The sequence below is a fragment of the Phytopseudomonas punonensis genome (assembly GCF_900142655.1).
Lineage (GTDB): Bacteria > Pseudomonadota > Gammaproteobacteria > Pseudomonadales > Pseudomonadaceae > Aquipseudomonas > Aquipseudomonas punonensis.
The window spans coordinates 503,705-517,444 of the sequence record NZ_FRBQ01000001.1 but is presented as its reverse complement, the minus strand read 5'-3'; the positions used below and the strand labels follow the sequence as shown (position 1 = coordinate 517,444).

Here is a 13,740-nt window from a genome sequence, read left to right as displayed (position 1 = left end):
CGTGAAGAGGCTGGATTGGTGCGCAATATAACTGGCGAAAGGCCCTGTTTTTAAAGGTCTATTTATAGCAAAGCACCAGAAACTTTCATAAAAGCGTCATTTTGCTCTTTTTTAGGGCGCTCCGTTCTTGCTAGAGTCCCGCCACTTTTCATTGCGCGGCGCAGCAAGACGCCAGGGAGCTTGCCATGAGCATGTCCGTAGACCTTTTTCTCGAACGCCTGAAACAACGCGATCCCCACCAGCCAGAGTTCCATCAGGCGGTGGAGGAAGTGCTGCGTAGTTTATGGCCGTTTCTGCAGGCCAATCCGCGCTATCTGGAGGCGGGTATCGTCGAGCGTCTGGTCGAGCCGGAGCGTGCCGTGCTGTTCCGCGTGCCGTGGGTCGACGATGCCGGCCGCGTGCAGGTCAACCGTGGCTTTCGCATCCAGATGAACAGCGCCATCGGCCCGTACAAGGGCGGCCTGCGTTTTCACCCCTCGGTGAACCTCAGTGTGCTCAAGTTCCTGGCCTTCGAGCAAACCCTGAAGAACTCCCTGACTTCGCTGCCCATGGGCGGCGGCAAGGGCGGTGCGGACTTCGATCCCAAGGGTAAGAGCGACGCCGAGGTGATGCGCTTCTGTCAGTCGTTCATGACTGAGCTGTACCGGCATATCGGTGCCAACCTCGACGTGCCTGCCGGTGATATCGGCGTGGGTGGTCGCGAGATCGGTTACATGTTCGGCCAGTACAAGCGCCTGGCCAACGAGTTCTCCTCGGTGCTGACCGGCAAGGGCCTGACCTATGGCGGCAGCCTGATCCGCCCGGAAGCGACCGGCTACGGCTGTGTGTATTTCGCTGAGGAAATGCTCAAGACCCGCGGGCGCAACTTCGACGGCCAGCGCGTGGCCATCTCCGGCTCCGGCAACGTGGCGCAGTATGCGGCGCGCAAGGTCATGGATCTGGGCGGCAAGGTGATCTCTTTCTCCGACTCCGAAGGCACGTTGTACGCCGAAGAGGGTTTCAGCGAACCGCGCTGGCAAGACGTGATGGAGCTGAAAAACCACAAGCGCGGCCGCCTGCGCGAGCTGGACGGCGGCGCGTTGCGCTTTCTGGCCGACCAGCGCCCATGGAGCCTGGCCTGCGATATCGCGCTGCCGTGCGCGACGCAGAACGAGCTGAACCTGGACGACGCCCGTGCGCTGCTCGGCAACGGCTGCATCTGTGTGGCCGAAGGCGCCAACATGCCGACGACTCTGGACGCGGTGGACCTGTTCATCGAGCACGGCACCCTATTCGCGCCGGGCAAGGCCTCCAATGCCGGTGGCGTGGCGGTCAGTGGGTTGGAGATGTCGCAGAACGCCATGCGCCTGCACTGGAGCGAAGGCGAGGTGGACGAGAAGCTGCACGGCATCATGCAGTCCATCCACAGCGCTTGCGTGCGTCACGGCGAGGAGCAGGGCGGTATCAACTACGTCAAGGGCGCCAACATCGCCGGCTTCGTCAAAGTGGCCGACGCCATGCTGGCGCAAGGAGTGGTGTAAGTGCAGTACGCGCGGCAGGGCAATCCTGCTGCGCGGCCAGTGCTGCTTAGCTCCAGCCGTCTCACAGACGGCTGGTCGGTAAAAACCTCAACCTCGCTTCACTGTCACGACTCTTACACACAAGGCGCCGACAATAGCTTCCCGTTGTGGCGCAGGATGGCGCCGCGTTTGTTGGTGTTACCACTGGAACAACGAGAGTCGTGTCATGAAACAGATCCCAGGAATGCTCGAAGGCGCCATGGCTGTTCGCTTCTACCAGAGCGTGCAGGGGCCATTCCCTATCGAAATCGGTGCGGCAGTGCCTGGCTCGAGCATGTCCGCCATCGTCAAACCGACGGCCAGTCCCATCACCTTGGATGCGGCCTGCGAGGAAAACCTCGGCCTGTCGCTGCTCGAAGCCGAGGCCACCGGCCTGGCTGCCGAAAAGGTCTGCGACCAGCTCAACGCCTTCTACGCTGGGCGCCGGGTCAATTGCAGCTGCGCGGCGGAAGTCGAGGCGGTGCTCCATCTGTTTCAATCCTGCGGTATGGAGCTGGAGTTCTCGCTGTCGACCCTCGACGCCGCGGCGCTGTACCTGCCGGCTGCTCCAGCACTCGACCAGTACCCGGAAAGCATCGCCCGCGACCTGTTCGTGCTAGCCAAGCCGTTCGAGGTTCGGCGTTTGCGCTGAGCCGTTCAGGCCCTGCTTTCCGCTCCGCGATCACCTCAAGGTCTGCTCTCCATCTGGAGCAGGCGTTTATTTTTCATGCGCTGGCTTCTCTCGCCTGATTGTTGCGCCTTAGAATCATTCTCTACTAGGCGTTCGCGAGAGTCCGTTAATGATGTTGACCATTCCCAATGTGCTGGCGCCCGAGCAGCTGCGCCAGTGCCGTGTCGCGCTGGAGCAAGGCGCCTGGCAGGATGGTCGTGGTACAGCCGGGCATGTGGCCCAACGCGCCAAGGACAACCAGCAACTGGCCCAGGATGATCCGTTGGCGGTACAGATCGGCGACTTCATCGTCGATTGTCTGGGCGCTAACCCGCGCTTCGTCGCCGCCGCGCTGCCGCTCAAGGTGTTGCCACCGCGTTTCAACCGCTATGCCGGCGGCGGCACCTATGGCAATCATGTCGACAACGCCATCTTCAGCGTGCCTGGCACGCCGCACCGGGTGCGCAGCGACCTGTCGGCCACCCTTTTCTTCAGCGAGCCGGAGGAGTACGACGGCGGCGAGCTGGTGATCGAGGACACCTACGGCAGCCACAGCGTCAAGCTGCCGGCCGGGCACCTGGTGCTGTATCCCGGCACCAGCCTGCACCGGGTGATGCCGGTGACCCGCGGCGTGCGCTTCGCCTCGTTCTTCTGGATCCAGAGCCTGGTGCGTGAGGATGGCCAGCGCAGCATGCTGTTCGAGCTGGATCAGGCCATTCAGGGCATCAGCCAGCAGTTGCCGGAAAGCCCCGAGGTGGTACGCCTGACCGGCGTGTACCACAACCTGTTGCGGCACTGGGCGAACACCTGAGCATGGAAAAGCTGCAGCAGATTCCCCCGAGCATTGCCTCGGTCAGCGATTACCAGCCTTACGCCCAGGCGCGAATGAGCGAGCAGGCCTGGGCCTACGTCAACGGTGGCGTGGCCGATGAGTTGACCCTGCAGGCCAACCTGGAAGCGTTCCAGCGCCTACGTTTGCGCAGCCGGGTCCTGCGCGACCTGAGCGGTGGCCACACGCGCCGGGAATTGTTCGGAGTGACCCACGATTTTCCGATTCTGCTGGCGCCAGTGGCCTTTCAAAAGCTCGCCCACCCGGATGGCGAGCTGGCCACGGTGATGGCCGCCGCTGCGCTGCAGGCCGGGATGATCGTCAGCACCCAGGCCAGCACGAGCCTTGAGGACATCGCCGCTGCGGCCCGAAATCCGCTGTGGTTCCAGTTGTACATTCAGCCTGATCGTGCCTTCACCGAAACTCTGGTCCGGCGGGCCGAAGCCGCCGGCTACCGCGCCCTGGTGCTGACCGTGGATGCGCCAGTCAACGGCGTGCGCAACCGGGAGCAGCGGGCCGGTTTCGTGCTGCCGGCCGACGTGCAGGCGGTCAATCTGCAGGGCATGCGCGCGCCCGCCGCGCAGCCGGCGGCAAGCAATGGCGCCTTGCTGCTGGGCGGTAGCCTGCTCTCCTCGGCGCCGACCTGGGCGGACATTCGCTGGCTGCGCTCGATCACCCGGTTGCCGTTGTTGCTCAAGGGCGTGACCGAAGTGGAGGACGCTCGCGAAGCGCTGGAGCAGGGCGCGGACGGGCTGATCGTGTCCAATCACGGTGGCCGCACGCTCGACGGCATGGCGGCCAGCCTCGACTGCCTGGAGCCGATTGCCGATGCGTTGCAGGGGCGTCTGCCGCTGTTGTTCGACGGTGGTATTCGCCGCGGCACCGACATTCTCAAGGCCCTCGCTCTCGGCGCCGATGCGGTGCTGATTGGCAGGCCTTACATCCATGGGTTGGCGGCGGCCGGCGCGGCGGGGGTGGCGCATGTCATTCAACTGCTACGCGCCGAGCTGGAAGTGGCGATGGCCCTGACCGGGTGCCGCGACCTGGCGGCTATCGACAGGCGCGTGTTGGCGCGCTGATCACGGGCATTTCATTCGGGGAGGTGGTGCTGGGGCTGGCCGGCAGAACCGCAGCCGCTATACATACAGATCCGAATGATTATTGTTGTTGCATGATAATAATTATCAATTATTCTTCCCGGCTTTCTGGGGAGACACATCATGCAACACACAAGAAAAACGCTGATCCGCCGTCCACAACCCTGCCTGCTCGCTTCTGCCATTGGCTTCGCCCTGGCCTCCTGTGCCTGCAGCGCCCTGGCTGCCGAAACCGTCACCAAGGCCGGCTCGCTGCAACTGGGGGATATACAGATCCAGGCCCAAGAAGCGGAAAGCTCCAAGGTCGAGCAGTCCGCTTCTGCGAAGATCGCCACGCCGCTGCTGGATACCCCGCAGACCATCACCGTGGTGCCGAAGAAAGTCATCGAGGAGCAGCAGGCGCTGAGCCTTCGGCAGGTGCTCTCCAACGTGTCCGGTATCACCTTTAATGCTGGCGAGGGCGGTGGCGGCTCGGGCGACAGCATCAACATTCGCGGTTTCAGCGCCAACGCCAACATGCAGATCGATGGCCTGCGTGACAGCGCGCAGACCAGCCGTACCGACACCTTCAACATCGACCAGGTGGAAGTCATCAAGGGCCCGAACTCGGTATTCGGCGGTGCCGGCACCACCGGCGGCAGCATCAACGTGATCAGCAAGCAGCCGCAGAATCGCGCTTTCACTCGCATCGGCGGCAGCGTCGGTACCGACAACTACTACCGAACGACCTTGGACACCAACCAGCCGCTTGAAGACGTGGGCACCGACAGCGCCGTGCGCCTGAACCTGATGGGTCACCAGAACGACGTGGCCGGTCGCGACGAGATCGACCGCAAGCGTTGGGGCATCGCACCGTCGCTGCGCCTGGGCTTCAGTGACGCCACCCGGCTGACCCTCAGCCTTCACCACCAAGAGGACGACAACCTGCCCGATTACGGCGTGCCGGCCGTGGATGGCAAACGCCTGGCCGGTGTCGACCGCGATGCCTACTTCGGCTGGAAGAACCTGGATAAGGAAGAAATCGAGCAAAGTGCATTCACTGCCAACTTCGAGCACGATCTCAACGACAGCCTGAGCCTGCAGAACCTGACCCGCTACAGCCGGGTCAACCGCGACACCACGGTGTCCGCCTCCCACGTCAACACCACCGGCGTGCCGGCCGGCAGCTATCGCCCGGCGGGCCCGCAGGGCTACGGCCGTGACGCCGAGACCGAGATGTGGATCAACCAGACCAACCTCAAGGCCGCTTTCGATACCTTCGGGCTGGCCCACAACCTGGTGGTCGGCGCGGAAATCTCTCGCGAAACCCTGGACCTGCGCACCTACAGCTACAACCTGACGGGCGCGGCGCCTTATCCGATTTTCGATCTCGGCAATCCGCCGGGCTACTGGGCCGGCGCGACCAATAAGGCCACCAGCGGCTACACCGAGACCAAGTTGGTCGACAAGGCCGTCTACCTGTTCGACACCATCGCCCTCAACGAGCAGTGGGACATCAATGGCGGCGTGCGGGTGGACTGGATGGACGGCCAGGCGCGGGCGTTCGACGCCAACCACCAGCCGACCACCCGCTTCGAGTCCAATGATCGCAAGGCCAGCAGCCGTCTCGGCCTGGTCTACAAACCGGTGGAAAACGGCCGCTTCTATGTCGCCTGGGGCAACTCCTTCAACCCGTCGGCCGAGAACTTGGCGTCTTCGGGTGGTGGCCTGAGCGTTGCTACGGCCGACCTTGGTCCAGAGAAGAACGAAACCTGGGAACTGGGCACTAAGTGGGAGCTGTTCGAGCGCCGTGTCGAGCTGGACGCCGCCTTGTTCCGCGTCGAGAAGAGCAACGCCCGGGAAACCATGTCCGATGGCTCCACGCAGCTGGCTGGCAAGCAACGTGTCGACGGCATCGAGCTGGGCCTGACCGGCCACGTGACCGAGCAGTGGGACGTGTTCGCCAACTACACCTTCCTCGACAGCGAAACCCTCAAGGCCGCCGACACACCAGCCGGTGCCGACCGTGAAGGCCAGGCGCTGGGCAATACGCCGCCGCGTTCCTTCAACCTGTGGACCACCTACAAGCTACCTGCTGGCTGGAGCATCGGCTACGGCGCCCGTTACGTCAGCGAGCGTAACGTGAGCTCCAGCACCCGCGCCAAGCTGGACGACTACTGGCTGCACAACGCCATGGTTGGCTACAAGGTCAACGACAACCTCGACCTGCAGCTCAACGTGAACAACCTGTTCGATGAGGATTACGTCGAGCGGGTGCGTCAGCAGCCCGGTGCCGCGGCACGTTCGTCAGCCATCGAGTATGGCGATGGCCGTTCGGCGCTGCTGTCGGCTACCTACAGCTTCTGATCGGCGTCACCAAGCCCCGTCGACGTGTGGCGTCGACGGGGCTTTTGCCTGTGTGGCGGCCTCGTTTGCTGTAAAGGGCAAGTAAATATCGAGCATTTCGAATGCTTCTCATCTAGAGTCGCGCGGCTTCGAGTCGCGTTCATCTGCTGAGTGTTAATCGTGTTCAAGAAAGTCTTGTTCCAACTGCACTGGTTTTTCGGCATCAGCGCCGGGCTGGTGCTTGCCCTGATGGGCGTGACCGGCGCGCTGTACAGCTTTCAGGAGGAGATCCTGCTGGCGATCAATCCGGAGATGGCGGTGGCCGCTCAGGCGGGCGAAGTGCTGCCGCCGGGCGAGATGGTCGAGCGCTTGCAGGCCCAGGGGCTCAGCGTATCCGGACTGTATGTCGACACCGAGGGCGGCCAGCCGACGCGTGTGTTCCTGACCCCGGCGCCCGGCGAACGACGCGGCGGTGTGCGTTTCGTCGACCCTTACACCGCTGAGCTGTTCGAAGATCCGCGAGGCCTGCAGTTCTTCGGCTTGATGCTGCAGCTGCATCGATTCCTCGCCATGGGCCAGACGGGCCGGCAGATCACCGGCGCCTGCACCATCGCCCTGGTGTTCTTCTGCCTGTCCGGGCTGTACCTGCGCTGGCCGCGCAAGGTCTGGAGCTGGCGCGCCTGGCTGATCTTCGATTGGGCCAAGAAGGGCCGCGCGTTCAATTGGGATTTGCATGCAGTGGCAGGCACCTGGTGCCTGCCGCTGTATTTGTGCGCTGCGCTGACGGGCCTGTATTGGTCTTATGAGTGGTATCGCAGCGGCCTGGAAAGCCTGCTTAGTGACACGCCGCGCGCAGCCGGTGAGGAACGTGGTCGCCGCGGGCCGCCTCCCGAGGGCCAGCCGCTGCCCGAGGTGAACTACACGAACCTCTGGCAGGGCATCCAGCAGACGGCGGGCGGCACATTGGGCATTTACAGCCTGCAATTGCCCAACGCGGCCGGCCAGTCGGCGCGGGTGTTCTTCATGCTGCGCGATGCCGAGCACACTCGCGCCTTCAACCAGATGCAGCTCGATCCGCTCACCGGCGAAGCCAGGCAGGTCGAACGTTACGCCGACAAGTCATTCAAGGCGCAACTGCTGGCCAGTGTGTACGCCCTGCATACCGGCGAGTATTTCGGCATGGTCGGGCGCGTGTTGATGATGGTGGCCAGCCTGCTGATGCCATTGTTCTTCATCACCGGCCTGCTGCTGTACCTCGACCGGCGTCGCAAAAAGCGTGCTGCGTTGGTCGCCCGTCAGGCGCTGGGTGCTGGCGACGGCGGCGAGCCCTGGTTGGTCGGCTTTGCCAGCCAGAGCGGCTTCGCCGAGCAACTGGCCTGGCAGACTGCCGGGCAGTTGCAGGCTGCTGGCATGACGGTGGAGGTGCAACCGCTGGCCCGTATTGATACCGCAAAACTGAGCGAGACGCCCCGTGCGCTGCTGGTGCTCAGCACCTTTGGCGACGGCGAGGCGCCCGACAGCGCGCGCGGCGTCGAGCGCCAGTGGCTGGCGGCGACGCTGGACTTGCCCGGCCTGCGTTATGCGGTGCTGGCCCTTGGTGATCGCCAGTACGCGCAGTTCTGCGGCTTCGCCCGCCGTGTCGACGACTGGCTCTGCGGCCGGGGAGCTCAGCGCCTTGGGGAGCTTATCGAGGTCGACGGCGATGATCAGCAAGCGCTGCAGAGTTGGCAGCGGCAACTGGCCGAGCTGACTGGCGCGCAGCCGCTTGCCGTGCAGCAGGTGCCGTTCGATGGCTGGGTGCTGCGAGAACGTGCGTGCCTGAACCCTGGTAGCCAGGGACAGAGCACCTGGCTGGTCGGCTTGCAGCCACCGGCCGAGGCGCATTGGCAGGCCGGCGACATTCTGGAAATCCTCCCGCGCAACGGCGAAGCGCAGGTGCAGCGCTGGCTGCGTGAGCACGGTTTGCAGGCGCTGGAGTCTGTCGTCATCGCGCCGCTCGGCCATACGCTAGGCGAGGCGCTGGCCGCTCGACAGTTGCCGTACAGTGCCAGTCATCTGGTCGGCCTGCATGCCCAGCCGCTGCTTGAGGCGCTGGTGCCGCTGCCCAGCCGTGAGTATTCGATTGCCTCGTTGCCCGAAGACGGCGTGCTCGAGCTGATCGTGCGTCAGCAGAACCTGGCTAATGGCGAGCTGGGCGCCGGTTCCGGCTGGCTCACCGAGTACCTGCCGGTTGGCGAGCAGTTGCTGGCGCGGGTACGCCGTAACAGTGGTTTCCATGCTCCAGAGGATGATCGCCCGGTGATCCTGATCGGCAACGGCACTGGGCTGGCTGGTCTGCGCAGCCTGCTCAAGGCGCGCATCGCCGCCGGGCATTCACGCAATTGGCTGCTGTTTGGCGAGCGTAACGGCGAACACGATTTCTACTGCCGTGAAGAGCTGCAGACCTGGCTCGAGAGTGGCCAACTGCAGCGTCTGGATCTGGCTTTCTCCCGCGATCAGGCGCAGCGCCTCTATGTGCAGGATCGCTTGCGCGAAGCGGCTGATGAACTGCGTGCGTGGATTGCCGACGGCGCCGCCGTTTACGTGTGCGGCAGCTTGCAGGGCATGGCGGCGGGTGTGGATAAGGTGCTGCGTGAGGTGCTGAGTGACGCCGTTGTCGAGGGGCTGGTGGAGCAGGGGCGGTATCGGCGGGATGTGTACTGAGAGCCTATTCACGATCTTCCTGGACGGGCGCCCTGGCAGCGTCAAGGTAGAAGCGTACGGCAGGCACGGAGCTTTTGTGGGAGGGGCTTTAGCCTCGAGTCTTTTATCAAGGCAAACAAGAGCTCGGGGCTAAAGCCCCTCCCACGAGTCGCGGTAGCTGGCGCCTCACCTACGCGGCCCCGGCCCGTCCATCGCTCTGCAATGGCAATGGTGGATGAAAAAAGCGTCATCCACCCTACGTCCTGTCGATTGTTGATCCAGAATTGGGCGCGCGTGATGCGCGCTAATCGCGGGCATGGCCCGCTCCCACGATGGGTACCGCTGGTAGTGCTGCCATTCTGCTGGCCTGAGCGGATTTCAGGTGGACCGGGCGCAGCCTGGAGCTGCGCCCTGCAGGCGGTCAGAGAAACTGCTCGGCGTGGTGGCAGGCCACCTCACGGCCGTCGAGCGGGCGCAGCAGCGGCAGTTCGGTCTGGCAGCGTTCGGTGGCGTACGGGCAGCGCTTGTGGAAGGCGCAACCCGATGGCGGGTTCAACGGGTTGGGTAGCTCGCCGACGATCTTGATCTTCGGCTTGCTCGGATCCGGGTGAATGGTCGGTGTGGCCGACAGCAGCGCCTTGGTGTACGGGTGCAGCGGGCGCTCGTAGATGCGCTCGCTGGGGCCGATCTCCGCCGGGCGGCCGAGGTACATCACCAGCACATCGTCCGCCACGTGTCGCACCACCGAGAGGTTGTGGGAGATGAACACGTAGCCGGTCTTGAACTCTTCCTGCAGGTCCATGAACAGGTTGAGCACCTGGGCCTGGATCGACACGTCCAGCGCCGATGTCGGCTCATCCGCTACCAGCACCTTGGGGGTGAGCATCATGGCGCGGGCCAGGGCGATACGCTGGCGCTGGCCGCCGGAGAACATGTGCGGGTAGCGCTGGTAATGCTCGGGGCGCAGGCCCACCTGGCTCATCATCGCCTGCACCTTCTCGCGGCGTTCGGCGCGCGACAGGCCTGTGTTGATGACCAGCGGCTCGGCCAGTTGATCACCGATCTTCTGGCGCGGATTGAGCGAGGCGTAAGGGTTCTGGAACACCATCTGCACATCACGGCGCAGTTGCTTGCGCGTCTGAGCGTTGGCGCCGTTCACTTCCTGGCCGGCGATCTGCAGCGAGCCCGAAGACGGCTCTTCGATCAGTGTCAACGCGCGTGCCAGGGTGGATTTGCCGCAGCCGGATTCACCGACCACGGCCAGGGTTTTGCCAGCCTGCAATTCGAAGGACACGCCGTTAAGCGCCTGCACGGTGGCACTGGGTTTGAACAGCCCTTGGGAAACGGAGTAGTGACGCGTCAGTTCGCGTGCGGTCAGGACGGTCGTCATCACGCCACCTCGGCATTCAGGTTGAGGGGGAAGTGGCAGCGCACGGCGCCACGCTCGTGTGGCTCCAGGGCCGGGCGTTGATCACGGCATTTGGGCTGCACATAAGGGCAGCGCGGCGACAGCAGGCAGCCAGTTGGTCGATCGTAGCGCCCGGGCACGATGCCCGGCAGGGTCGACAGGCGCGTGGCGCCTAGGCTGTGCTCGGGAATTGCCTTGATCAGCGCTTCGGTGTACGGGTGGGTGGGCGCATCGAACAGTGCTGGCACCTGGCCCAGTTCCACGGCCTGGCCTGCGTACATCACGCAGACCCGGTTGGCGGTTTCGGCGACCACGGCCAGGTCGTGGGTGATCAGCACCAGGCCCATGTTCTGCTCGCGCTGCAGGTCGAGCAGCAGTTCCATGATCTGCGCCTGGATGGTCACGTCCAGCGCGGTGGTCGGCTCATCGGCGATCAGCAGCTTGGGTTCGGCCGCAATCGCCATGGCGATGGCCACGCGCTGGCTCATGCCACCGGAGAGCTGGTGTGGAAAGGCATCGAGGCGGCTCGCGGCGCCGGGAATCTCCACCCGTTCGAGCAGTTGCAGGGCGCGCTGGCGTGCGTCCTTGCCCTTGAGGCCAAGGTGCTGGCGCAGCACTTCCTCGATCTGGAAACCGACGGTAAAGCTGGGGTTCAGGGCCGTCATCGGGTCCTGGAAGATCATCGACAGGTCCTTGCCGACGATGTGGCGGCGCTGACGGCCCTTGAGTTTCAGCATGTCGGTGCCGTCGAAGACCAGACGGTCTGCACGGACGAGGCCGGGCGAGTCGATCAGGCCCATCAGCGCCATCATGGTCACCGACTTGCCGGAGCCGGACTCGCCGACGATGGCCAGCACTTCGCCCTTGTCGACTTTCAGGTCGAGGCCATCGACCACGGGTACGGCGTTGGCGTCGCCGAAGCGCACGCTCAGGTTGTCTATTTCCAGCAGGCTCATCGGGTGGCCTCCATCGAATGGCAGGGGGCGGCCGTGGTGCGGAACAGGTTCATGGCGGCCTCCTCAGATCGCGTTCTTGAGTTTCGGGTCCAGCGCATCGCGCAGGCCGTCGCCCATCAGGTTGATCGCCAATACGCTGAGCAGAATCGCCAGCCCCGGCAGGGTCACCACCCACCAGGCGCGTTCGATGTAGTCGCGCGCGGAGGCCAGCATGGTGCCCCACTCAGGCGTTGGCGGTTGCACGCCGAGGCCGAGAAAACCCAGGGCGGCGGCGTCGAGAATCGCCGAGGAGAAGCTCAGGGTGGCCTGCACGATCAGCGGTGCCATGCAGTTGGGCAGCACGGTGATGAACATCAGGCGCGGCAGGCTGGCACCAGCCAGACGAGCCGCGGTGACGTAGTCGCGGTTCAGCTCGCCCATTACTGCGGCGCGGGTCAGGCGCACGTAGGAGGGCAGCGAAACGATGGCGATGGCGATCACCGTATTGATCAGCCCAGGGCCGAGGATGGCGACAATGGCCACCGCCAGCAGCAGCGAAGGCAGGGCCAGCATGATGTCCATCAGGCGCATGATCGACGGGCCCATCAGACGCGGGAAGAAGCCCGCGATCAGCCCCAGCAGCAGGCCGGGAATCAGCGAGATGACCACCGAGGCCAGGCCGATCAGCAACGACAGGCGCGCCCCGTGGATCAAGCGCGAGAGCAGGTCACGGCCGACTTCGTCGGTGCCGAGGATAAAGCGCCACTGGCCGCCATCCAGCCAGACCGGTGGGGTCAGCAGTGCATCACGGAACTGCTCGCTGGGCGAGTAGGGCGCGATCCACGGCGCGAACAGCGCGCAGAACACCATCAGGATCATGAAACCGAGGCCGGCGACGGCGCCCTTGTTGTGGCTGAACGCGCTCCAGAATTCCTTCAGCGGCGATGGGTAGACCAGGCTCTGGTCGAGCGGCGTGGTGGTGGTCGAGGTCATGCTCGCACCTCATGGGTATTGGATTGGGACGTGGCTCGGCTCGAGCGGAGCGACATCCAGGAGAGAGCGACTTGGGTATCGCTGTGCTCGACCAAGGCTACGGAAGTAGTCTGTAGGGTGGACGACGCTTCATCCGTCCACCGCGGCGCGGTCATGGTGGATGAGAAAAGCGTCATCCACCCTACGGGTTGCCAGCAGGGCTGGTTCAGGGACATTGCAGGCTCCTTTATCAACGCTGGTGGCGAATGCGTGGGTTGACCAATCCATACAGGATGTCGACCACGAAGTTGACCAGGATCACCAGGCAGGCGATCAGCAGGATGCCGTTCTGCACCACCGGGTAGTCGCGGGCGCCGATCGACTCGATCAGCCACTTGCCGATGCCCGGCCAGGAGAAGATGGTTTCGGTCAGCACCGCGCCGGCGAGCAGTGTGCCGACCTGCAGGCCGAACACGGTGAGTACCGGAATCAGTGCGTTGCGCAGGCCATGCACGAACACCACACGGCCCGGCGACAGGCCCTTGGCGCGGGCGGTGCGCACGTAGTCTTCACGCAACACTTCGAGCATCGCCGATCGGGTCATGCGGGCGATCACCGCCAGCGGAATGGTGCCCAGCACGATGGCCGGCAGGATCAGGTGGCGCAGCGCGTTGACGAACGCGCCTTCCTCGTCGGACAGCAGCGTGTCGATCAGCATGAAGCCGGTCACCGGCTGGATGTCATAGAGCAGGTCGATGCGCCCGGACACCGGCGTCCAGCCCAGCCATACCGAGAAGAACATGATCAGCAGCAGGCCCCACCAGAAGATCGGCATCGAATAGCCGGTCAGGGAGATGCCCATCACCCCGTGATCGAATAGCGAGCCGCGCTTGAGGGCGGCAATCACCCCGGCGATCAGCCCCAGCGTGCCGGCGAACAGCAACGCGGCGAGGGTCAGTTCCAGGGTGGCAGGGAACAGCGTGGTGAACTCGTCCCACACCGGGGTGCGAGTGCGCAGTGACTCGCCCAGGTCGCCCTTGGCCAGTTGGCCGATGTAGTCCAGGTACTGAGCGTACAACGGCTTGTTCAGGCCCAGGCGCTCCATGGCTTCGGCGTGCATCTGCGGGTCGACACGACGCTCGCCCATCATCACTTCCACGGGGTCACCGGGGATCATGCGAATCAGGGCGAAAGTCAGCAGGGTGACGCCAAAGAACGTGGGGATCAGCAGACCCAGGCGGCGCGCAATAAAACTCAACATCGTCGGAGGTACCTCATTGGCCG

General features: G+C 64.2%; 10 protein-coding genes. 6 read left to right on the top strand and 4 right to left on the bottom strand.

The genetic code is table 11. From position 1 onward, the window contains the following. Nucleotides 1–185 precede the first annotated feature (185 nt). From gdhA to BUC40_RS02345, 6 genes are all read left to right on the top strand, one after another. Nucleotides 186–1,520, top strand: coding sequence for an NADP-specific glutamate dehydrogenase (gdhA, locus tag BUC40_RS02370; protein ID WP_073262232.1), 1,335 nt, complete (start codon nucleotides 186–188; stop codon nucleotides 1,518–1,520). A 205-nt stretch (nucleotides 1,521–1,725) separates the two neighbouring features. Further along, nucleotides 1,726–2,190: a hypothetical protein gene (locus BUC40_RS02365; RefSeq protein WP_139272100.1), complete on the top strand. Its 465-nt coding sequence runs from the start codon at nucleotides 1,726–1,728 to the stop codon at nucleotides 2,188–2,190. Between the two features lie 148 nt (nucleotides 2,191–2,338). Next, complete coding sequence (locus BUC40_RS02360; RefSeq protein WP_073262228.1) at nucleotides 2,339–3,019, top strand: Fe2+-dependent dioxygenase; 681 nt, start codon at nucleotides 2,339–2,341, stop codon at nucleotides 3,017–3,019. A gap of 2 nt (nucleotides 3,020–3,021) precedes the next feature. After that, nucleotides 3,022–4,116: an alpha-hydroxy acid oxidase gene (locus BUC40_RS02355; protein ID WP_073262226.1), complete on the top strand. Its 1,095-nt coding sequence runs from the start codon at nucleotides 3,022–3,024 to the stop codon at nucleotides 4,114–4,116. A 141-nt stretch (nucleotides 4,117–4,257) separates the two neighbouring features. Next, nucleotides 4,258–6,480, top strand: coding sequence for a TonB-dependent receptor (locus BUC40_RS02350; protein ID WP_073262224.1), 2,223 nt, complete (start codon nucleotides 4,258–4,260; stop codon nucleotides 6,478–6,480). Between the two features lie 159 nt (nucleotides 6,481–6,639). Then, the gene (locus tag BUC40_RS02345) at nucleotides 6,640–9,162 is read left to right on the top strand and encodes a PepSY domain-containing protein (RefSeq protein ID WP_073263842.1); all 2,523 of its coding nucleotides are present in this window, start codon (nucleotides 6,640–6,642) and stop codon (nucleotides 9,160–9,162) included. Nucleotides 9,163–9,562: 400 nt separating this feature from the next. On the opposite strand, the gene BUC40_RS02340 is transcribed toward BUC40_RS02345, so the two are convergent. The 4 genes from BUC40_RS02340 to BUC40_RS02320 all read right to left on the bottom strand — a co-directional run bounded on the left by BUC40_RS02340 (nucleotide 9,563) and on the right by BUC40_RS02320 (nucleotide 13,717). Then, nucleotides 9,563–10,531 carry a peptide ABC transporter ATP-binding protein gene (locus BUC40_RS02340; RefSeq protein WP_073262222.1) on the bottom strand — a complete coding sequence of 323 codons (969 nt, stop codon included), beginning with the start codon at nucleotides 10,529–10,531 and terminating at the stop codon, nucleotides 9,563–9,565. Beyond that, complete coding sequence (locus BUC40_RS02335) at nucleotides 10,531–11,505, bottom strand: ABC transporter ATP-binding protein (RefSeq protein ID WP_073262220.1); 975 nt, start codon at nucleotides 11,503–11,505, stop codon at nucleotides 10,531–10,533. Before BUC40_RS02335 ends, BUC40_RS02340 begins: the two co-directional genes overlap by 1 nt. 63 nt (nucleotides 11,506–11,568) lie before the next feature. Continuing rightward, nucleotides 11,569–12,477 (bottom strand): ABC transporter permease subunit, encoded by a 909-nt coding sequence (locus tag BUC40_RS02330; RefSeq protein WP_073262218.1) that lies wholly within the window; start codon nucleotides 12,475–12,477, stop codon nucleotides 11,569–11,571. A gap of 229 nt (nucleotides 12,478–12,706) precedes the next feature. Further along, entirely contained in the window at nucleotides 12,707–13,717 is a 1,011-nt protein-coding gene (locus tag BUC40_RS02320; RefSeq protein ID WP_073262214.1) for an ABC transporter permease subunit, read from the bottom strand. Nucleotides 13,718–13,740 lie beyond the last annotated feature (23 nt).